Here is a 21,169-nt window from a genome sequence, read left to right on the forward strand (position 1 = left end):
AGAGTGACTATCTACATAATGAAATAATGAATAATTTGATAATAATAAAGATGAAAGTCCATTCCTACATATTCAGTTTACTTGCCTGCATAAGCATAGCCCTTCCCGGCTATTCGCAGGTTGACAGAAATGAAACGCTTATCCGCTCCGCTCTTCATGGGCTGGAGTATGAAATCAAAGCAGGGTTCAGCATTGGCGGCACGGCTCCGCTCCCCCTACCTGTGGAAATCCGTTCGGTTGACGGCTATAACCCGACGCTGGCTATCAGCATTGGAGGAGAAGTGACCAAGTGGTTTGCCGTTCAAAACAAACTGGGAGTAATTGTCGGATTACGGTTGGAAAATAAAGCCATGACAACAGAAGCCACCGTAAAAAACTATAATATGGAAATTCTGGGACAAGGAGGAGAAAGAATCAGCGGTGTCTGGACAGGAGGAGTAAAAACCAAAGTCCACACTTCCGGACTGACAATTCCTCTAATGGCTACTTACAAGTTGAGCAACCGTTGGAATATTAAAGCCGGACCTTATTTTTCGTATCTGCTTTCAAGAGAGTTTTCGGGACACGTATATGAAGGATATTTGCGTGAAGGTGACCCGGTAGGCCCCAAAGTAGAATTTACGGATGGTAAAATCGCAACTTATGACTTCTCGGACGACCTGAGACATTTTCAGTGGGGAATGCAAGTAGGAGTCGGATGGAGAGCATTTAAACATCTGAATATATATGCAGACCTCACATGGGGATTGAATGATATCTTCAAGAATGATTTCCAGACAATAACCTTTGCCATGTATCCGATCTATTTAAATATCGGCTTCGGATATGCTTTCTAAATAATAAAAAAGCCAGGCACGGAATTACGCGGATTAACACGTTTTTTAGTTACTCAATTCTTAAAACTGTGAAATCCGCGTAATTCATACCTACAATCTTATTTGAACCCCTGCCGGATCAGTCCTTACCGGATTCTTCTACCTGCTTCACACCGAAGAAAGTAACTTTCACGGTTTGCTGTAACGCAGGCACTTTTACCTGAATATTCATCGAAGCATCTCCATTTTGAACCGTCCCTTCTATCGTAGTAGCGCAGGTCCCCAAACTAGCAGCATCTCCCTGAAAAATCAAGTCCTGCTGTCCTGTAAACGTTGAAACGTCAGTTGCCTTTTTCACCGTACACTTATCTATTACGATATCACCGAACTTCAAGATGTTTCCGTTTATAAACAGTTCAAAATCCTTCAGTTCCATCTTCACTTCCGTATTGCTGACCTGCGAGAAAGTGATGAATTTGGGAAGTCCGTCAGCAATCACTATTTCCTGGCCAGAGCCATCCGGTATCATTGAAATATCAAGATTACCCCAATATGTCCCTACCACATCGGGAGCAGTTATTACCGCCTCTTCTTCCGGAGGAGTCGTTTCATCATTGACCGTATTATCATCATCGCTGCTACAAGCCGCCAAAAGAGAGACAGAGCATACCAATGCCCACAAATACAATAGATTCTTTTTCATAAATTTCCGGTTTAGTTAGTAAATAATCGTCATTTATAAACTAAAAAGAGGAAAAAAGGTTCAATTTGCTTCCTTTTCCGAAGATATTTTGAATTCACAACCTTCTTATCGAAAACTTTGTTATATTTGCATAGAGTAATTTTAAAAAAGCCACAACTATGTTTAATTCATTTGGCAACATCTTTCGACTCACCAGCTTTGGCGAGTCTCATGGAAAAGGAGTTGGGGGAGTAATTGACGGATTTCCTTCCGGAATAACGATTGACGAAGAATTTGTACAACAAGAACTAAATCGACGCCGCCCGGGACAATCCATCCTCACCACAGCACGCAAAGAAGCGGATAAAGTGGAGTTTCTTTCAGGCATCTTCGAAGGTAAATCAACCGGATGCCCTATCGGATTTATCGTATGGAATGAGAATCAGCATTCCAATGACTACAATAACCTGAAAGAGGTATATCGCCCTTCACACGCGGATTATACCTATAAAGTAAAGTATGGTATCCGTGACCATCGCGGTGGCGGACGTTCATCCGCCCGTGAAACGATCTCACGCGTAGTAGCCGGTGCATTGGCTAAATTAGCCCTTCGCCAGTTAGGAATCAGCATCACAGCCTACACATCGCAAGTAGGTGCCATCAAATTGGAAGGCACTTATTCCGATTATGATCTCGACTTGATAGAAACAAACGACGTACGCTGTCCGGACCCTGAAAAGGCGAAAGAAATGGCAGACCTTATATACAAGGTAAAAGGCGAAGGCGACACTATCGGAGGTACGCTGACTTGTGTCATCAAAGGATGCCCTATCGGACTGGGTCAACCTGTATTCGGCAAGCTTCACGCAGCTCTGGGCAATGCCATGTTAAGTATCAATGCCGCCAAAGCCTTCGAATATGGAGAAGGATTCAAGGGATTGAAGATGAAAGGTTCCGAACAGAACGACGTTTTCTACAATAATAACGGACGAATAGAAACGCATACCAACCACTCCGGAGGTATTCAGGGGGGAATCAGTAACGGACAGGATATTTACTTCCGTGTGGTATTCAAACCGATAGCTACCTTATTGATGGAACAGGAAACGGTGAATATTGACGGTGTAGATACCACGCTGAAAGCCCGCGGACGTCATGACGCCTGTGTACTGCCACGTGCCGTGCCTATCGTAGAAGCAATGGCTGCCATGACCATACTTGATTATTATCTGTTGGATAAAACAACGCAGCTTTAAATCTCATTCTTATGAACGAAATTCAAAAATACATCGCAGCGAACGAACCGAAAATAATGGAGGACTTGTTCAGCCTCATCCGTATCCCCAGTATCAGTGCCTTGCCGGAACATCACGATGATATGCTTGCATGTGCACAACGCTGGGCACAACTATTGCTCGAAGCCGGAGCAGACGAAGCATTGGTAATGCCTTCCAAAGGTAATCCGATTGTTTTCGCGCAAAAGATCGTGGCCCCCAATGCCAAAACGGTATTAGTCTACGCCCATTACGACGTAATGCCTGCCGAGCCGTTGGAATTATGGAAAAGCCAGCCATTCGAGCCCGAAATACGGGACGGGTACATTTGGGCGCGCGGCGCGGACGATGACAAGGGACAATCCTTTATTCAGGTCAAAGCCTTTGAATATCTCGCCAAGAACGAACTTCTAAGAAACAACGTCAAGTTTATCTTCGAAGGAGAAGAAGAAATCGGTTCGCCCAGTCTGGAAGCTTTCTGTGAAGAGCATAAAGAGCTATTGAAAGCAGACGTCATTCTGGTTTCGGATACCAGTATGCTGGGTGCCGAACTTCCGTCACTAACCACTGGCCTGCGTGGTCTGGCTTACTGGGAAATAGAAGTAACCGGTCCGAACCGTGACTTACATTCGGGACACTTCGGAGGAGCAGTAGCCAATCCGATCAATGTGCTTTGCGAAATAATCAGTAAAGTGACAGATAAAGACGGAAGAATAACCGTTCCCGGATTCTACGATGACGTAGAAGAGGTACCGCAAGCAGAAAGAGAGATGATCGCTCATATTCCTTTCGATGAAAAGAAATACAAAGAAGCGATCGGAGTAAAAGAACTCTTTGGAGAAAAGGGATACAGCACACTGGAACGCAACAGTTGCCGCCCGTCTTTCGATGTATGCGGCATTTGGGGAGGATATACAGGTGAAGGTTCCAAAACAGTCCTTCCTTCAAAAGCATATGCGAAAGTTTCCTGCCGACTGGTTGCACATCAGGATCATCACAAGATTTCGCAGATATTTGCAGATTACATCGCGCATATTGCTCCTGATACCGTACAGGTAAAAGTAACTCCGATGCACGGAGGACAGGGGTATGTTTGCCCAATCTCCCTCCCAGCTTATCAAGCTGCGGAAAAAGGTTTCGAAATAGCTTTCGGTAAAAAGCCACTGGCAGTGCGCCGTGGTGGAAGCATTCCTATCATCTCAACATTTGAACAAGTATTGGGTACTAAAACGGTACTGATGGGATTCGGGCTTGAATCAGATGCGATCCATTCACCGAATGAGAACTTCTCGCTGGACATTTTCCGAAAAGGAATTGAGGCAGTGGTTGAGTTCCATCAAGAATATGCGAAAAAATAAATAAGCCGCAAAGGTGTAAAATAAAAGAACGGTAGACAGGTTGATGATCTCATCACTTCTCTACCGTTCTTTTTATTCAGAAAAAGGTATTTATTCAGAAAAAATCCAAGTTACTTCTATTTGAGTTAAAAAAGCCTGCGAATGGAATAAAATAAGACGTATTATTTGCTTTTCAAAATGCCTTTCGTTATTTTTGTATATAAGATTCATTAAAGTAAAGGAGGGCAAATGCGTATGAAACAAAAAGTTAGCATATCATCGCTTCCAATTCATTGGGGAATCCTCATTCTGCTGATTTTTATTCCGCAGCTACTCTCCGCACAAGAAAATAATGACAGTATACGCATAGCCCGTGACAGTGTATCAATGGAGCCAGAAAGCGTGTTACAACGTTCTACACTTGAAATTTTTCCAGAAAAGAGCACTACATATTCTTTATATCCAGCCAGACAGTCAGAACATATGCCCCGTTTTTCACTGAAAAGAGACATTAGCCTGCCTTATCAGACTAATCCTTCCCTTCTTTTCAGAGGTGATTACCGCACAGACGGGATATTGCATCAATTCGCCCACGGGGCAGTGTTCGGCTCCGGGAGTCAGACAAGCATGGCAGGTATCGGGCGTTTCAATAATGCTTCGCTAGGTTATCAGCACATTTTCAATGAACAATTTGAGTTGCAGGTCCGTGCTAATGCGATGAAGATCAATATGTCCCACATCACCGGACAGGCTTTCAGTACTTCGGGCGCCTTTCTTTATCATCCTTCCGATCGTGTCACTTTCAAAGTGTTCGGTTCATACGACATCGGAAACTCTTATGGCATGAGTACCCATAGCTACGGCGCTACCATGTCCGTTGATATGTCCGACCGTTTTGGAATGGAAATGGGAGTACAGCGATATTACGATGCAATGAGCGGACGTTGGGAAACGGTTCCTGTCATGATCCCCTACTATCATTTCAACAAGTTCACATTGGGTCTGGATGTAGGCGGCATACTATACGAGATTCTCCGTGATGTCGTCTTTGATAAAAACAGAGGTATAGGCGGTCCGACGATCGGACCACCCCGCATGCATATACCTATACGGTAAAATCGCTATCGCCAACTTATTTCAGATAATCATTCACATCCAGCAATTTATATTCGGGCGAACATTCAAACAAGTAGTTCAAAAGATTCATATGTGCCGCACCAAAGATCACAAGTATCCGCCTGGCTGATTTTGGCGTACGCTGGATATTCCGGAATATTCTCAGGTTGCGGTTGAACCATCTTCCTGATTCAAAATCGGTTCCTGTATAATCTCCCTTGTCAGATTCATACTTAAAGTGTCCGATAAGATAGTTACCCAAGTCCTTTTTAATATGTTCGGGGTCATTAAGATGTATCAGTTGGGGAAGTATTCCTTTTTGCTTGAATATGGGCTGGTCTTCGAAATATAAAGAAGAGTCGGGAGAATGCACAAAACTCTCTTCAAAATCCTGATATTGTTTCGTGCTATCGTCTTCCAGTAATTCTTCGATACGAGCAGTCTGTGTTCCCCGTGCATCTGCACAATAAATCTTTGCATGACACAATTTTGCTATCCTGAAACCAAGCTGTTGCACTTCACTTTTCGAAAGTTTATGTTTTCCGGCAAGGTATGCCTTAAAAAGATTATCAACCTTTGGCTGTCCGGTTACAGGATGCTCAATGACAATTGCATCCGGCCTGAACTTCGCCAGTTTATTCGCTATTAACTCTATTTCTTTCTGATAAACAGGCGATAATACATCAATCTGATCCTCTTCGGATATTTGCTGCATATCGAGGTTCGGAAAGTCAAAGTGAAAGACTCCCAGTGTCAGAACTTCTGTTTGCTGAGCATATCCTTTCAGGTAAAATATGCACGCCATGATAAAAAACAATGTAACTTTATTCATTGTATTTGTTTATATGTTTGATGCTCAAAGTTAATAAACTTTTTTCAAACAACAGACATTAAGCTAATTTAAGTATAATCATTGCAGTCATTTTCATTTTATGTCGTCAAAAAGAAAAAGAAGCAGCATGATAAAAGAATACGCAAAACAAATGGTAAGCCTTCTCTTTCTATTGTCAGGGATTGCATTATCAAGTTCGGCACAAAAGCAGCAAGTATGGAAGCCGTTTTATGACAAATGCCGGCGGGAAAAAAGTATCATTGATGCCATTCCCACTGAGCTGGAAAAAGCCTTGCATTGGTCGCCTACTATAAATAAGGAACAAAAAGCCGTCATACGCTATATTTTATGGAATATGATCTATGTAGAAGGAAACAGCATAAATATGGGAGAAAATAACGACGTTCCTGTTACTGTAGGCTCTTTCTTTATCAATCGATATGAGGTCAGCCAAGATGAATGGTATGTGATTATGGGAAACAACCCTTCCAATCAGCACAAACGCGATTTTCCGGTAGACCAAATCAACTGGTATGATGCCCGTCGCTTCACTCAAAGGCTATCCGAACTGAGCGGGTTACCCTTCCGGCTACCCTTCGAAGCGGAATGGGAATATGCGGCACGTGGAGGACTGAATACAAAGAATTTTATCTATTCCGGCAGCAATAATCCGGAACAGGTAGCCTGGTTTAGAGAAAAATATAATAATAACTATGTATCCAAAGAGACAGGAAGAAAAGAGCCAAATGAACTTGGACTTTATGACATGAGCGGGAATGTATATGAATGGTGCATGGACTGGTACGATAAAAAAGTTCCTTTTACCGGAAACATCGATCCCGATTTAGGTGGAAAAGACATGCATAAGGTTTTGCGAGGAGGCAGCTATTACACTATTGAGAAATATTGCAAAATAACCAATCGCTATGGAGTAAATCCGCAACGATGGGATATTGACTATGGATTACGGCTAGTAATCCCCTCTCCGGTACAGTAAATCAAAGTAAAATACCCACGAGCACCTTTGAAAGAATACTCCCAAAAGAATCTTTCAGGCTGGCTTAGCAACAATTCTTCTTTTATTTGCTTTTCTTTATTCGTCCCACAATTGTTTTCCTTTCGTTCCACAGCTATGGAACGAAGCGGAAACAGTTGTGGAACTAAAAGACAACAACTGTGGAACGAATAAGAATCAGTATAAAAAAAACTAAAATATGCGATAAAGGAAAGTTTTACTCAAAGCTCTTCCGATACGTACATCCATTCCTCCATTCCGAACATCCGTAAGCCGTCTTTCCTTTAATGACAGTGCCTTTCCCACAAAGCGGACAAGGCTGACCGACCAAAGCATCAGTATGGTCAGGTGCAGAAGAAGCAGTAGCAGCAGCCGGTGCAGGGACAGAAGGCGATTTACCCGTTTCTTTCGATTCAGTTTTCGGCTTCTTCTCTTTGGGAGCGCTTGCCTTACGCTCGCGCTTTTTAGGTTCTTTCTTTGCTTTTTCTTCTGTCTGGGCAACCGCTTCCTGAATAGTAATACGCCGGTTTGTATTGTCAGAAAGTACGCTCATCACAATTTCCGACACCATTTGCTTCAGTTCTTCCAAAAACTGGCGGGCATCGTATGTTTTCTTTTCGATCTCACGTAATTTCTTTTCCCAGATACCGGTCAGTTCCGCTGATTTCAACAGTTCTTCGTGAATAATCTGCACCAGCTCTACTCCTGTAGGGGTAGCTATCAGGTTCTTTCTTTCCTTGCGGATATAGTTTCGCTTGAACAACGTCTCGATAATGGCGGCACGGGTAGACGGGCGACCGATGCCATTCTCCTTCAAAGCATCACGGAGTTCGTCATTATCTACCAACTTTCCGGCTGTCTCCATGGCACGAAGCAAGGTTGCTTCCGTGTAAGGTCTGGGCGGTTGTGTCCACTTCTCATTCAAATCCGGGACATGAGGACCGCTTTCTCCCTTCACAAAAGCAGGAAGTACATTTTCATCCTCTTCCTCTTTTTCCTCGGAAGTATCTTTCACGTCTTTAGCAAAAACAACACGCCACCCCGGTTCCAGAATCTGTTTACCGGTCACTTTAAACTCTATCTTATCCACTTCTCCCATCACGGTAGTAGTAGAAATCTTACAATCGGGATAGAACACCGCAATAAAACGACGGGCTATCAAATCATAAACACGACGCTCCATATCCGTCAGATTCTGCGCATAAACGCCTGTAGGGATAATTGCATGGTGATCTGTTACCTTCGAATTATCGAATACTTTTTTCGATTTAGGCAATGAAGCACCTGCCAGAGGAGCTGTCAGCACTTCATAATCCCGAAGGCCTTTCAATATTCCGGGACACTTGGGATAGATATCGTCACTCAGAAAAGTGGTATCGACACGCGGATAAGTGGCTACTTTCTTTTCATAAAGGGATTGAATCAGTTTCAGCGTTTCGTCGGCAGAGTAAGCAAACTTCTTATTACACTCTACCTGAAGGGAAGTCAGGTCGAACAGACGCGGAGCGTACTCCTTTCCATCTTTCTTACCGACGCTGGTGACAACAAACGGAAGATCCTTGATACGTTCTACCAAGGCTTCTCCCTCCTCCCGATTGGCAATAGGATCAATGCCGGGATTGTCTATCTTCTTCTTTCCACCGTTCTTTTCTTCTTCGGCAGCTATTTCTTCATCGCTTTTCCGGATGAGAGCAGAAAAAGTCGTATCCCGATAATTCGTTTTCAGTTCCCAGTATTGTTTCGGCTGGAAGTTAGCAATTTCCAGTTGACGATTGACAATCAATGCCAATGTAGGGGTCTGTACACGACCGATGGAAAGTACTTGTTTATTCTGACCGTATTTAATTGTGTAAAGACGGGTCGCATTCATCCCCAACAGCCAGTCCCCCATTGCACGGGAAAGTCCGGCTTCGTACAAAGACTGGAAATCCGTCTGGTCTTTCAGCTTGGCAAATCCTTCACGAATGGCTTCTTCGGTCAGTGAAGAAATCCACAAACGTTTCACCGGACAGCGGGCACCTGCCTTCTGCATCACCCAACGCTGAATCAATTCCCCTTCTTGCCCGGCATCACCGCAGTTGATAATCTCATCTGCATGCTGCATCAGTCCTTCGATAATGTGGAATTGTTTTTCGTAAGTAGGGTTATCAATCAGCTTGATACCGAAACGTGGCGGAATCATCGGTAAGCTACCCAAGTTCCATGATTTCCAGTTAGGGGTGTATTCATGCGGCTCTTTCAAGGTACAGAGATGCCCGAATGTCCAGGTCACCTGGTATCCGTTTCCCTCTATATATCCTTCTTTTCTGGTATGAGCGCCGAGTACTTCGGCTATATCACGTGCTACAGATGGCTTTTCGGCTATGCAAACTATCATTTTTTCTCTTCTTGTTTTACACTAATAGTCTACAAAGTTACACGAATATTTCTCACTGACCGCACTAAGAGGCAAAAAATATCCCGCCTCCAGTCCAAATGGACTTATAAGGCGGGATAAGAAATTAGTATTTTTCAGCGTTTATTCTTCATCCATCAGGATTTCAAGAATCTGGCAAGCAGCCTTCGCTACCGGAGTACCCGGACCGAAAATAGCAGCTACACCCGCTTTGTACAAGAAATCATAGTCCTGTGCAGGAATTACACCACCAGCGATTACTACGATATCTTCACGGCCCAGTTTCTTCAGTTCTTCCATGATCTGCGGAATCAACGTCTTATGTCCGGCAGCCAATGAAGAAACACCGACTACATGGACATCATTCTCAACCGCTTCACGGGCAGCTTCCGCCGGAGTCTGGAACAATGGTCCCATGTCTACGTCGAAACCACAGTCCGCATAACCTGTTGCTACTACTTTGGCACCACGGTCGTGACCGTCTTGTCCCATCTTCGCAACCATGATACGAGGTTGACGTCCCTCTTTCTTCGCAAACTTCTCAGCCAGTTCACAAGCACGTTTGAAGTCGCTATCGTTTTTACTTTCTGATGAATACACGCCTGATATAGTTCTAATTATTGCTTTATAACGTCCTACAATCTTTTCGCAAGCATAAGAGATTTCACCCAACGTTGCACGAACACGAGCTGCTTCCACTGCCAATTCCAGCAAGTTACCTTTACCGGTCTTCACACATTCGGTAATCGCTTCCAGCGCTTTGTCTACCTCAGCTTGGTTACGCCCTTCTTTCAAACGCTTCAGATTCTCGATCTGTTCAAGACGCACCGCTGTATTATCAATCTCCAGAATATCAATCGGAGCTTCTTTTTCGAGACGATATTTGTTCACACCGACAATTGTCTGAGAACCGCTGTCGATACGAGCTTGTGTACGGGCAGCAGCTTCTTCGATACGCATCTTAGGAATACCGGTTTCAATCGCTTTCGCCATACCGCCCAGTTTTTCTACTTCCTGAATACGTTCCCAAGCTTTATGAGCCAGTTCATTCGTCAAGGCTTCTACATAGTAAGAACCACCCCACGGGTCAACGTTCTTGCAGATATAAGTTTCTTCCTGAATGTAAATCTGAGTATTACGTGCAATACGTGCAGAGAAATCGGTCGGAAGAGCGATAGCCTCATCCAATGCATTGGTATGCAATGACTGAGTATGTCCCAAAGCGGCAGCCATAGCTTCAATACAAGTACGTCCTACATTATTGAACGGATCTTGCTCTGTCAGTGACCATCCGGAAGTCTGGGAGTGAGTACGCAATGCCAGTGATTTCGGATTCTTCGGATTGAATTGTTTTACAATTTTAGCCCACAACATACGTGCTGCACGCATCTTGGCTATTTCCATGAAGTGATTTGTACCAATCGCCCAGAAGAAAGACAAACGAGGAGCGAAAGCATCGATATCGATACCTGCTGCAGTTCCGGCGCGGAGATACTCCAAACCGTCAGCCAATGTATAAGCCAACTCGATATCTGCCGTAGCACCCGCTTCCTGCATGTGATAACCGGAGATAGAAATTGAATTGAACTTAGGCATCTTCTGTGAAGTATATTCGAAAATATCGGAAATGATCTTCATAGAGAATGCAGGCGGATAGATATAAGTATTACGCACCATGAACTCTTTCAAAATGTCGTTCTGGATAGTACCTGCCATTTCTTCCAGCTTGGCACCTTGTTCCAGACCGGCATTGATATAGAATGCCATAATCGGAAGTACCGCACCATTCATAGTCATAGACACTGACATCTTGTTCAAAGGAATACCATCGAACAAGACTTTCATGTTTTCGAGCGAACAGATAGAAACACCGGCTTTACCAACGTCACCCACTACACGTTCGTGATCGGGGTCATAGCCGCGGTGAGTAGCCAAGTCGAATGCTACTGACAAACCTTTCTGCCCGGAAGCCAGGTTACGGCGATAGAAAGCATTGGATTCTTCAGCTGTAGAGAATCCGGCATATTGGCGGATGGTCCAGGGGCGAAGAGTGTACATTACCGAATACGGACCACGCAGATAAGGAGGAAGTCCGGCAGCATAGCCGAGATGTTCCATACCTTCGAGGTCTTCTTTTGTATAAACAGGCTTCACTTCAATGTGTTCCGGTGTATTCCATTCTGCGGAAATTCCGTTAGCCTTTTGCCATTCAGCACCGTTAGCAGGCTGAAATGCAGCATATATATCTAAGTTTTTAAAATCTTTTCTCATCTTACTTCAATAGTTTGGCGTTAAACTCTTTCAAGGTATCCAGTACGTTGACACGAACATGGATGAAGTTCTCGATACCTGCTGCCTTAAGTTCGTCCATACAGGCAGGAGCACCTGCTACAATAAACATAGCACGACCATTCAATGCTTTGAATGCAGGTATTGCATATTCAGCATATTCATCATCACTTGAACAGATGACAACAATGTCGGCTTTAGCAGCCATAGCAGCTTCTACCCCGGCTTCAACTGTTTCGAATCCGAGATTATCGACAACTTCATAACCGGCACAAGCCAGGAAGTTGCAAGAGTATTGTGCACGTGCCTGACGCATTGCCAAATTACCGATAGTCAGCATAAACGCTTTCGGACGCTTACCGGATGCTTCCGTTTCAAGACGCAACGCTTCAAATTCGCTGGCAGCACGGTCGAACACCAATGTATCCACATCTTTCTCGCAAGTATGGTCTTTACCTCCACAGCAACATTTTGCTTCTACCGGTTTCTTGTCACCTGCCTTTTCATTGAAGTTAGGGAACTGGTTGGTACCCAGCAACACTTCACGGCGCTGGGCAACTGCTTTATGACGGGCTTTATTGCTTTCATTCACAGCAGCCTGAACCGTACCGGCTTTCAACGCCGCATAGAAACCACCGGCTTCTTCTACAGCAAGGAAGAGCTCCCATGCTTGCTTAGCAATAGACACTGTCAGATTTTCGATATAATAAGAACCGGCAGCCGGATCAATCACCTTATCGAAATGAGATTCTTCTTTCAACAACAGTTGTTGATTGCGTGCAAGACGTTCTGAAAACTCATCCGGAGTTGAATATGCTTTATCAAACGGAACAACTGTCATAGAGTCTACACCACCTAATGCAGCACTCATCGCTTCTGTCTGTGTACGAAGCAAGTTCACATGAGCATCAAACAAGGTAAGGTTGAAAGTAGAGGTTTCGGCATGAACAGCCATCTTCGCAGCACAACGGCATTCTCCGTTAGCACCTTTATTATCACAATCGCGCAGACATTCCGGGTTGTAAGAAGCTACGATATTAGCCCACAACATACGAGCCGCACGGAATTTCGCAATTTCGAGGAAGTAATTGGAACTGATACCGAAATTGAATTTGATTTTCTTTGCTACTACGGCAGAAGGAATCCCGGCATCCGTCAATTGATTCATGTATTCATTACCCCAAGCCAGCGCATAACCCAGTTCCTGAGAAATGTAAGCTCCTGCGTTGTTCAGTGAGATTGCATTTACATTCAGTACCCGATAGAAAGGAAGTGGTTGGATAGCTTCGATCAGGGCTTTGGCTGTTTGAATCATATCCCCCTTTTCTTTACCACGGGTCAACATCTTGTTAAAGAAGTCATAATTGATAGAGCCTTTCAGCTTTTTCACATCATAATCCTTCTTCTGGAAATAAGCTACCAGCAGATTAGCCAACTCAACAACGTGTCCCTGACAGGTAGAGAAGTTAAGTTCTACACACTCAGCTTGAATATCATTCAACAGTGTTTCAATGTATTCTGCATTGAGTTCTTTTGCTTTTACATGGAAAGAAAGCGAATCAATTCCTTTGTTGAGGATATCCAACGCTTTCGCATTGGCTTCCTTCGGACATTCTACCTTGATTTCCTGACGAACCAGCCACTCATTATTGTTTTTCTTGGTACCTCTCAGATAGGGAAATTCTCCGGGAAGCGCGTCTGTTGTCTTTAAACCTTCCAGATCTTCCATCCGGTAGAAAGGTTTCACTTTGAATCCTTCGTTTGTTTTCCAAACGAGTTTCTTCTCAAAATCAGCACCTTTCAAGTCGGCTGTAACCTTCTCCATCCATTGCTCGGTGGAGACAGGAGAAAAGTCTGAGAAGAGTTTTTCTTTTTTGTCTGCCATAGTTTATCTAAAATTAAAACAAGAATTAATATTGTCTTTATTTTTATGTATCTCTTTCCAAATGTCCGTCGTTAGACCTGCAAATATAACTAATTAGTTAAAACAAAGCTCTTTTTTAGAGAAAATTCGCACTGTACACTTGCACAATGTCGGACATTTGCCCGGGAAAATAAAAGACGGGAAATATTTGATTAGCTCCAATGTTATGAGTAATTTTGCACCCGTTTTTAGAAGAACATTATAAAAACTACTAATATTTATGGATTGGTTACAAAGTTTATTGTGGGACCCCAGTTCCGTGGCACATATCGTGTTCCTCTACGCCTTCGTAGTGGCAGCCGGTGTATATCTCGGTAAAATAAAGATATTCGGAGTATCTCTGGGGGTTACATTTGTTTTGTTTGCCGGCATCCTAATGGGACATTTCGGCTTCACAGCCGATACACACATCCTACATTTCATCCGCGAGTTCGGGTTGATCTTGTTCGTATTCTGTATCGGTCTTCAGGTGGGGCCATCGTTCTTCTCTTCTTTCAAGAAAGGGGGAATGACGCTGAACCTGTTGGCTGTAGGCATCGTAGTGTTAAATATTGCCGTTGCACTGGGACTCTATTACCTTTGGGACGGTCGTGTAGAATTGCCGATGATGGTAGGTATCCTCTACGGAGCTGTGACGAACACTCCGGGACTTGGTGCTGCCAACGAAGCACTGAATCAGCTGAGCTATAACGGACCGCAGATTGCACTGGGTTATGCTTGCGCTTACCCGCTTGGTGTGGTAGGTATCATTGGTTCTATCATCGCCATCCGCTACATTTTCCGTGTCAACATGACGAAAGAGGAAGAGAGTCTGAAAGCTCAAAGCGGAGATGCACATCACAAACCTCACATGATGAGCCTCGAAGTACGTAATGAATCTATCAGCGGAAAGACACTAATTGAAATCAAAGAATTTCTGGGACGTAATTTTGTTTGTTCGCGTATTCGTCACGAGGGACATGTAAGTATTCCGAATCATGAAACCATATTCAATGTGGGCGACCAGTTGTTTATCGTCTGCTCGGAAGAAGATGCTCCCGCAATTACCGTATTCATCGGTAAAGAAGTGGAACTGGACTGGGAAAAACAAGACCTTCCGATGGTTTCACGCCGTATCCTGGTTACCAAACCGGAAATTAACGGCAAGACTTTGGGATCTATGCACTTCCGCAGCATGTATGGCGTAAACGTTACCCGTGTCAACCGTTCGGGTATGGACCTGTTCGCTGATCCTAATCTGATATTGCAGGTGGGTGACCGCGTCATGGTAGTAGGCCAACAAGATGCTGTAGACCGTGTAGCAGGTGTACTAGGTAATCAGTTGAAACGTCTGGATACACCGAATATCGTTACTATCTTTGTCGGTATCTTCTTAGGTATCCTTCTGGGTAGTCTCCCGATCGCATTCCCCGGTATGCCGACGCCTCTAAAACTAGGTTTGGCAGGCGGTCCGTTGGTAGTAGCCATTCTGATCGGACGTTTCGGTCATAAGCTGCATCTGGTGACTTATACCACAATGAGTGCCAACCTGATGCTTCGTGAAATCGGTATTGTACTCTTCCTTGCCAGCGTCGGTATAGATGCCGGTGCCAATTTCGTGCAAACGGTGGTCGAAGGAGACGGATTATTATATGTAGGCTGTGGATTCCTGATTACGGTGATCCCATTGCTTATTATCGGTTCTATCGCCAGATTATATTATAAGGTGAACTACTTCACCCTGATGGGATTGATAGCCGGTAGTAACACTGACCCTCCTGCATTAGCTTATGCCAACCAGACAACATCCGGCGACGCTCCTGCAGTAGGATATTCTACCGTTTATCCGTTGTCCATGTTCCTCCGTATTCTGACGGGACAAATGATCTTACTGGCAATGATGTAAATCGAGCTCAGCTCTTATCAATAATAAAGCCGGCCAAATTCTTCGATGAATTCAGCCGGCTTTCTTTTTATCTCTTCTTTTTTACTTTTGTATTTCTTTCCAATCAAAATCTAAGTTGCAGTTTTTTCGCCACAAACTCTTCTATAAACCGCACAGTTTCTTCAATTCCCAATGAAGAAGAATCAATGCACAAATGATAAGTGGCAGCTGCTCCCCATGTCTTATAACTATAATAATTATAATATTCAGAACGTCTTTTATCCGCTTTCTCTATCATTTCTTCCGCTGCTTCTTCGTCAATATGATGCATCTGACACAACCGTGCGATACGGTCATCTTTCGAAGCTGAAATAAAGACATTCGCACAATGGGGATGCTCCCGCAAAATATAGTCGGCACATCGTCCGACAAACACACAGGATTTCTCCGCTGCCAGACGACGGATTACATCGCTCTGTACCTTGAATAAGGCATCGTTGCTCAGACAGTTGGTACAAGGCATCGCCCCTTCACTGATAAAAGGAAAACGCATACCGAACAGCCCGCCAATAATACCTTGCGAAGCTTTCTCATCTGCCTTTTCAAAGAACTCTTTGCATAATCCGCTCTCTTCAGAAGCCAGATTGATCAGTTCTTTATCATAAAAGTCGATACCCAAACGGGCTGCCAACTTTTCTCCTATTTCTTTTCCGCCACTACCTAACTGGCGACCGATATTGATAACATAATTACCGCTCATAGTACATTTTGTTTTATGGTTCTGTAGCAAACATACGACTTTTTTCTAATATATCATAAAGCAACGGCATATTAATATGCTTTCTCACATGTTCTGCCAATTTATCATACTGCTCTTCCTTAAACGCCGTATAGTCAAATGTCTGTTGCCCCAGTTTACCGATATAGGGAGCAAGCAGAAAATCAATAAATGGCTGATTATCCAATATTCCATGAATGTAAGTCCCCAAACATTTCTTCTGTTTATCCTGATAACCATCCTCGCGTCCATCTGCCAATTGATTGAATGGTGATGGTGGAGAACCTTCAGCAGGCACAGTCCTCCCCATATGTATTTCATAGCCTTTGCAAAGAGCTTCTGTCCCGTCAAAAGTAAATTCCACCTGCCGGGTTACTTTATCTCCCTGCATAGTGGTAATCACAGGAAGCAGCCCCAGTCCCGGCAGCATTCTGACATTTCCTTCCACTCCTTCCGGATCACGCACTTCCAATCCCATCATCTGATAGCCTCCGCAAATCCCCATAACCGTCGCTCCTTCCTGCGACGCTTTCAAGATAGCCTGTGCCACGCCATTCCGACGTAATTCATAAAGGTCATCCAATGTATTTTTACTTCCGGGCAATAAGATGATATCCGCTTTCGTGATGTCATCTACATTATTAGTATAATACAAATGTACCCGTTCGTCCCGTTCCAGCACATTGAAATCTGTAAAGTTGGACAGATGTCTTAACAAGATGACGGCAACATTAATTTTACCGGCTGCCGCTTCCCTATTCTTACTCTCAAGCATGACGGAATCTTCTTCTTCGATATAGATTCCTCTGTAGTAAGGGACTACTCCTAACACAGGAACCTTACAAAGGTCTTCTATCATCCGGATACCTTCTTCAAATAAGCGGATATCTCCTCTGAATTTATTAATGATAATCCCTTTAATCAGTGAACGTTCTTCGGGAGTCTGCAACAGGATAGAACCATAAACACTGGCAAAAACACCTCCACGATCAATGTCGGCTACCAAAAAGACGTCTGCCCCTGCATGCATCGCCATTGGCATATTGACCAGATCACAATCCCGAAGATTGATTTCTGAAATACTTCCGGCACCCTCCATGACAATAGGATTGTATTGGTTCGCCAATCGGTCATACGCGTCATTCACCACTTTACGCAGTTCCTTGCGTCCCTCCTTCTGGAAAAACTCATATGCGCTCCGGTCACCAACCGGTTTACCGCACAGCACAACCTGGGCTGTCTGTTCCGTACTGGGTTTCAATAACAGCGGATTCATATCTACATGACACGACAGTCCGGCTGCTTCCGCCTGTACGGCTTGCGCCCGCCCTATTTCCAGTCCTTCCGGAGTAACGTAGGAATTCAATGCCATATTCTGCGCCTTGAACGGTGCAGGAGTATAACCGTCTTGTTTCAGAATGCGGCAAAAAGCCGCAGCCAATACACTTTTACCTACATCGCTCCCTGTTCCGGCAAGCATAAAAGAGTTGAGTTTCTTCTTTTCCATCTCTACATATCTAAAAATAAATCTCTATCGTTTTGAGGATATTACAAAGATACCACAAAACAATAGAGATTTTAATTCCAGTATAATCTTTTAATATTTTGTATCTAATAAGAAAACAGCATTATCAAATACACTTACTTCTTTCCCCATTTAGGCGTGATGCCAATAAAGAATTCAAAGTTAATTCCCGGCATCGGACGAGACAATACCGAGAGATATTCTTCGTTAAACAAGTTATTGACTGTTCCTTTCAATGACAAATCCGCCCAACGGAGTGAAAATCCTTTCTCAAGAGTCACATTGCTCATCAGGTAATGAGGGAGATGCCCCGTCAATGTTTTTTTATTACTTGTCATGGTATAGCGTTCACTATAATAGCACCACTTATACAACAAGCTCCAACTACGATAAGACAGTCTGCCTGACAACGTAGCCGAATATTCCGGTACATACGGCAGCTGCTTTCCCAATGACTGATCAGCCGAACTCATCGGTTCACCTTCATTAATCGAAGGGGTCCAGGCAAAAGTAGAATGTACTCCCAATTTCCAGTTCTTAGCCAACCGTAATGCGAGATCCGCCTCCGTTTCTATACCATAAGCGTGCACTTCTTTGATATTAAGAGGAGAATAATACCCTTTAAAATTGGGTAACCAAATAATCCAGTCATTGACATGTTGATCAAACCACGAAGCTGAACCGGACAAGGTGTAAACATTATCCTTACCCACAGCAAATGACAATCCGGCTTCATAAGTAAACCCGCTCTCACGCTTTAAATCCGTATTCCCTCCCGGCAGGAAATAAAGGTCGTTTAACGTAGGAAAACGATAATTGCGTGTTATGGAGGCTTTAGCTGTTATATTCCCTTTTTTCGACAGAACATAATCGACGAAAAAAGCAGGAATAATCGGCGACCAATTATCACCGTACATTTCTTCCCTCAATACCACTGACATCCCCAAGCGTTCTATCGGACGCCATTTTGCCGATACAGTACCGGAAAGTTCTACACGTGCCTTATCATAACCGACCACCGCCCGATTGCCAACCAGGGTAATGATATTTTTATCCGAACTTTTCACAAAATGCTGATGTGCCGACAGCCCGGCGGTAAAAAGTAACTTTTCCGTTAAAAAATACTCGCCATCCACTTGCCCGTAAAGAGTATTGATTTTACTTCTCGAACGGGTCATGGAAGCCATATCTCCATTCCCTTTATCATTTTTATAATCATACGCCATCCATGTATAGATATAACCGGCTTTCGTCCCCAACTTCCAGTTTTCGCGTGTATGATCCCACGACAGAACACTGCGCAATGTATGCTCCCGCTGACGATTCTCAAAACGAGTTCCGTCACTCTGGTCGCTCGTCAACCGTCCCAATTCCCGGTTAGAGTTAATATACCATGCATTCAGTCCGAAACGGTCACCCTTACCTGTGTTGTAGTACGCCTCTTGCAAAAGATGTAAGTCCTTAAATGACGCATTATTATTACGTTCGACCGGATAATATTGTGAAATAATCGTATAATTATCATCATAGATATTCTCTTTCTTATCGCGGTTGCGGAACTTAAAATCATTAGGTGAAGACTGATAGACCGCACGGGTCGATACCTGCCAATGCTTGTCTCCATACGTCAGACGTAGAAACTCGTCAAACGTCCGATAGGAACCAACTCCCTGAACATATTGCATACCAAATCCTTGTTGATCGGCAGGTATAGTAGAAAGTTGTACCAAACCACCTAAACCACCGCCCACCATATTGACAGATGAAGTGCCATGCAACAGAGAAGCATCGTCTATGAAGTAAGATGGAATTGTGGAAAAGTCGGTCATACCCAGCATCGGGCTATTTATTCTCATTCCATTCCATGTCACCTGCGTATGTGAAGCCGATGTTCCACGAAAAGAAACAGTCGAGAGCGTAGCGCGTCCGTAATTCTTCACAAAGATAGAAGAGTTGAATGTGAGCACATCAGCCATCGACAAAGCTATATTTTCTTTCAGGACAAGTGAGTCAAACACTGTTTTCTGCACGCCGATATCTTTCATTGGGCGCTTGGCCTTGATTTCAACTTCACGAAGCCGTATTCCTCTTTCCGCCCAATTTTGCTTATTTTCCGTTTGCTGCGACCGGAGAACAGTAGGTATGCCCCACATGACAGCTATAGTAAAAATGATCCATTTCGTCTTTTTTCCCATATATTTCCCTTTTGGTTATTTCCAACAAAATGCTCCGGGAATAATCCCTACATAGAATTGGTCTATTAATTTTCCTTCCTTCGTATAACGATATACAATGCCGTCTTGCTGATAATCAATGGCATCTGCCACATATACGTCACCATTTTTCGGATCGACCGTCAACCCATAATATATCGTATTACTATACTTAAGAAATGGACGCACGGGGACACGGTCAGCATCGACAGACATCTGCCATATATCTTTATTGATCCAATAAAGCATATCACCTTCCCGGTTCAGTTGCACTTCGGAAGGCCAGTCGCCAAGTTTAAATTTAAACTGTTTCTCAACCTGGAACGTCTCGGCATCGATCCGATAAAGCGACGGAGCTTCATAGCCATACGGGCTGCCTTCATAGCCCCCATCGGTTATTGTCCACATCTTATTATTTTTGTCCAGTACCAATGATGTAGGTTGTATCCCCACAGTCAGTTGATCCACCACCTTATCCGTTTCTGTATCTATCTTCAGGATACGGTTCTGATACGACCAGCAATTCACAAACACGTACTTACCATATTGCACCATTTGCTCCGTCGATCCGGACTCTGTAGTCATGTCGGGACAATCAATATATCCGGTAATCTGATAAGTCTTGGGATTGACTATAAAAATGCGGTTATCCCATATCTGCGTGACATAGGCTTTCTCGTCCGAGAGGAAATGGATATAACGTGGAGAAGTCAGCCCCGTTATACGTCCTACCTCTTTAAATGTATTAATATTGATAGCGTAAATGACGTGAGAATTATTGACCACCACCCAGCCAACGCCGTTGCGGATTGTCATCGATTGGGCTACATCACCCAGCTTCATGGCATTAGCCCGGTAGAAAATCTCATTCTCCACAGTTTTCGTTTCCGGGTCATAATAGGATAAAGTAGCATTCCCATACTGGAAATTACCTTCGTTTGTAATAAAAAGCCCTTCCCCTGTTGCGGAGAAGTCTTCCATTTTACCGTAATCCCATTCCATGCAACCGGTAAAGGCTATCAAAACAAGAAAAACGAGCAATTTTGAAATTCGATTCATTGTTACCTCCTATAATATATAAATTCATTTGTTACTACAATCGCGCTACGG

15 protein-coding genes are annotated in these 21,169 nt (G+C 43.8%); 6 read left to right on the plus strand and 9 right to left on the minus strand.

What is annotated here, in order from left to right; genetic code table 11:
• Window positions 1–50 precede the first annotated feature (50 nt).
• Window positions 51–836, plus strand: coding sequence for a porin family protein (locus tag BLW31_RS18905; protein WP_010539310.1), 786 nt, complete (start codon window positions 51–53; stop codon window positions 834–836).
• 118 nt (window positions 837–954) lie between these two features.
• On the opposite strand, the gene BLW31_RS18910 is transcribed toward BLW31_RS18905, so the two are convergent.
• Window positions 955–1,518: a calycin-like domain-containing protein gene (locus BLW31_RS18910; RefSeq protein ID WP_022301990.1), complete on the minus strand. Its 564-nt coding sequence runs from the start codon at window positions 1,516–1,518 to the stop codon at window positions 955–957.
• 158 nt (window positions 1,519–1,676) lie between these two features.
• Between BLW31_RS18910 and aroC the strand changes: the two genes are divergently transcribed.
• The 3 genes from aroC (at window position 1,677) to BLW31_RS18925 (ending at window position 5,224) form a co-directional block, all read left to right on the plus strand.
• Complete coding sequence (gene aroC / locus BLW31_RS18915) at window positions 1,677–2,753, plus strand: chorismate synthase (RefSeq protein ID WP_010539312.1); 1,077 nt, start codon at window positions 1,677–1,679, stop codon at window positions 2,751–2,753.
• An 11-nt stretch (window positions 2,754–2,764) separates the two neighbouring features.
• Window positions 2,765–4,129, plus strand: a complete 1,365-nt coding sequence (locus BLW31_RS18920; RefSeq protein WP_010539313.1) for a dipeptidase — start codon at window positions 2,765–2,767, stop codon at window positions 4,127–4,129.
• 228 nt (window positions 4,130–4,357) lie between these two features.
• On the plus strand, window positions 4,358–5,224 hold the full coding sequence (locus BLW31_RS18925) for a hypothetical protein (RefSeq protein ID WP_010539314.1): 867 nt from the start codon (window positions 4,358–4,360) through the stop codon (window positions 5,222–5,224).
• A 16-nt stretch (window positions 5,225–5,240) separates the two neighbouring features.
• Here BLW31_RS18925 and BLW31_RS18930 read toward each other — a convergent pair whose 3' ends face one another.
• Window positions 5,241–6,056, minus strand: coding sequence for a DUF5694 domain-containing protein (locus tag BLW31_RS18930; protein ID WP_010539315.1), 816 nt, complete (start codon window positions 6,054–6,056; stop codon window positions 5,241–5,243).
• Window positions 6,057–6,183: 127 nt separating this feature from the next.
• Here BLW31_RS18930 and BLW31_RS18935 point away from each other — a divergent pair, with 127 nt between their 5' ends.
• Window positions 6,184–7,053: a formylglycine-generating enzyme family protein gene (locus BLW31_RS18935; RefSeq protein ID WP_010539316.1), complete on the plus strand. Its 870-nt coding sequence runs from the start codon at window positions 6,184–6,186 to the stop codon at window positions 7,051–7,053.
• A gap of 235 nt (window positions 7,054–7,288) precedes the next feature.
• On the opposite strand, the gene BLW31_RS18940 is transcribed toward BLW31_RS18935, so the two are convergent.
• The 3 genes from BLW31_RS18940 to mutA form a co-directional block, all read right to left on the minus strand.
• Complete coding sequence (locus BLW31_RS18940; protein WP_010539317.1) at window positions 7,289–9,448, minus strand: DNA topoisomerase 3; 2,160 nt, start codon at window positions 9,446–9,448, stop codon at window positions 7,289–7,291.
• A 141-nt stretch (window positions 9,449–9,589) separates the two neighbouring features.
• Window positions 9,590–11,737, minus strand: coding sequence for a methylmalonyl-CoA mutase (scpA, locus tag BLW31_RS18945; RefSeq protein ID WP_010539318.1), 2,148 nt, complete (start codon window positions 11,735–11,737; stop codon window positions 9,590–9,592).
• A gap of 1 nt (window position 11,738) precedes the next feature.
• Entirely contained in the window at window positions 11,739–13,640 is a 1,902-nt protein-coding gene (mutA, locus tag BLW31_RS18950) for a methylmalonyl-CoA mutase small subunit (protein ID WP_010539319.1), read from the minus strand.
• A 259-nt stretch (window positions 13,641–13,899) separates the two neighbouring features.
• Between mutA and BLW31_RS18955 the strand changes: the two genes are divergently transcribed.
• Entirely contained in the window at window positions 13,900–15,564 is a 1,665-nt protein-coding gene (locus BLW31_RS18955) for a putative transporter (protein ID WP_010539320.1), read from the plus strand.
• 103 nt (window positions 15,565–15,667) lie between these two features.
• Here BLW31_RS18955 and BLW31_RS18960 read toward each other — a convergent pair whose 3' ends face one another.
• The 4 genes from BLW31_RS18960 to BLW31_RS18975 form a co-directional block, all read right to left on the minus strand.
• Window positions 15,668–16,303 carry a cytidylate kinase-like family protein gene (locus BLW31_RS18960; protein ID WP_010539321.1) on the minus strand — a complete coding sequence of 212 codons (636 nt, stop codon included), beginning with the start codon at window positions 16,301–16,303 and terminating at the stop codon, window positions 15,668–15,670.
• A 13-nt stretch (window positions 16,304–16,316) separates the two neighbouring features.
• Window positions 16,317–17,828 carry a cobyric acid synthase gene (locus BLW31_RS18965; protein ID WP_010539322.1) on the minus strand — a complete coding sequence of 504 codons (1,512 nt, stop codon included), beginning with the start codon at window positions 17,826–17,828 and terminating at the stop codon, window positions 16,317–16,319.
• Window positions 17,829–17,962: 134 nt separating this feature from the next.
• Window positions 17,963–19,999 carry a TonB-dependent receptor plug domain-containing protein gene (locus BLW31_RS18970; RefSeq protein WP_074759643.1) on the minus strand — a complete coding sequence of 679 codons (2,037 nt, stop codon included), beginning with the start codon at window positions 19,997–19,999 and terminating at the stop codon, window positions 17,963–17,965.
• A 57-nt stretch (window positions 20,000–20,056) separates the two neighbouring features.
• Window positions 20,057–21,118 (minus strand): DUF5074 domain-containing protein, encoded by a 1,062-nt coding sequence (locus BLW31_RS18975; RefSeq protein WP_022301994.1) that lies wholly within the window; start codon window positions 21,116–21,118, stop codon window positions 20,057–20,059.
• Window positions 21,119–21,169: the final 51 nt, after the last annotated feature.

Origin of the sequence: Bacteroides faecis MAJ27 (genome assembly GCF_900106755.1) — a bacterium.
GTDB classification, from domain to species: domain Bacteria; phylum Bacteroidota; class Bacteroidia; order Bacteroidales; family Bacteroidaceae; genus Bacteroides; species Bacteroides faecis.

Coding starts and splice junctions, on each gene's coding strand:
- BLW31_RS18905 (WP_010539310.1), top strand. CDS start 51: ATGAAAGTCCATTCCTACATATTCAGTTTACTTGCCTGCATAAGCATA.
- BLW31_RS18910 (WP_022301990.1), bottom strand. CDS start 1,518: ATGAAAAAGAATCTATTGTATTTGTGGGCATTGGTATGCTCTGTCTCT.
- aroC (WP_010539312.1), top strand. CDS start 1,677: ATGTTTAATTCATTTGGCAACATCTTTCGACTCACCAGCTTTGGCGAG.
- BLW31_RS18920 (WP_010539313.1), top strand. CDS start 2,765: ATGAACGAAATTCAAAAATACATCGCAGCGAACGAACCGAAAATAATG.
- BLW31_RS18925 (WP_010539314.1), top strand. CDS start 4,358: ATGCGTATGAAACAAAAAGTTAGCATATCATCGCTTCCAATTCATTGG.
- BLW31_RS18930 (WP_010539315.1), bottom strand. CDS start 6,056: ATGAATAAAGTTACATTGTTTTTTATCATGGCGTGCATATTTTACCTG.
- BLW31_RS18935 (WP_010539316.1), top strand. CDS start 6,184: ATGATAAAAGAATACGCAAAACAAATGGTAAGCCTTCTCTTTCTATTG.
- BLW31_RS18940 (WP_010539317.1), bottom strand. CDS start 9,448: ATGATAGTTTGCATAGCCGAAAAGCCATCTGTAGCACGTGATATAGCC.
- scpA (WP_010539318.1), bottom strand. CDS start 11,737: ATGAGAAAAGATTTTAAAAACTTAGATATATATGCTGCATTTCAGCCT.
- mutA (WP_010539319.1), bottom strand. CDS start 13,640: ATGGCAGACAAAAAAGAAAAACTCTTCTCAGACTTTTCTCCTGTCTCC.
- BLW31_RS18955 (WP_010539320.1), top strand. CDS start 13,900: ATGGATTGGTTACAAAGTTTATTGTGGGACCCCAGTTCCGTGGCACAT.
- BLW31_RS18960 (WP_010539321.1), bottom strand. CDS start 16,303: ATGAGCGGTAATTATGTTATCAATATCGGTCGCCAGTTAGGTAGTGGC.
- BLW31_RS18965 (WP_010539322.1), bottom strand. CDS start 17,828: ATGGAAAAGAAGAAACTCAACTCTTTTATGCTTGCCGGAACAGGGAGC.
- BLW31_RS18970 (WP_074759643.1), bottom strand. CDS start 19,999: ATGTGGGGCATACCTACTGTTCTCCGGTCGCAGCAAACGGAAAATAAG.
- BLW31_RS18975 (WP_022301994.1), bottom strand. CDS start 21,118: ATGAATCGAATTTCAAAATTGCTCGTTTTTCTTGTTTTGATAGCCTTT.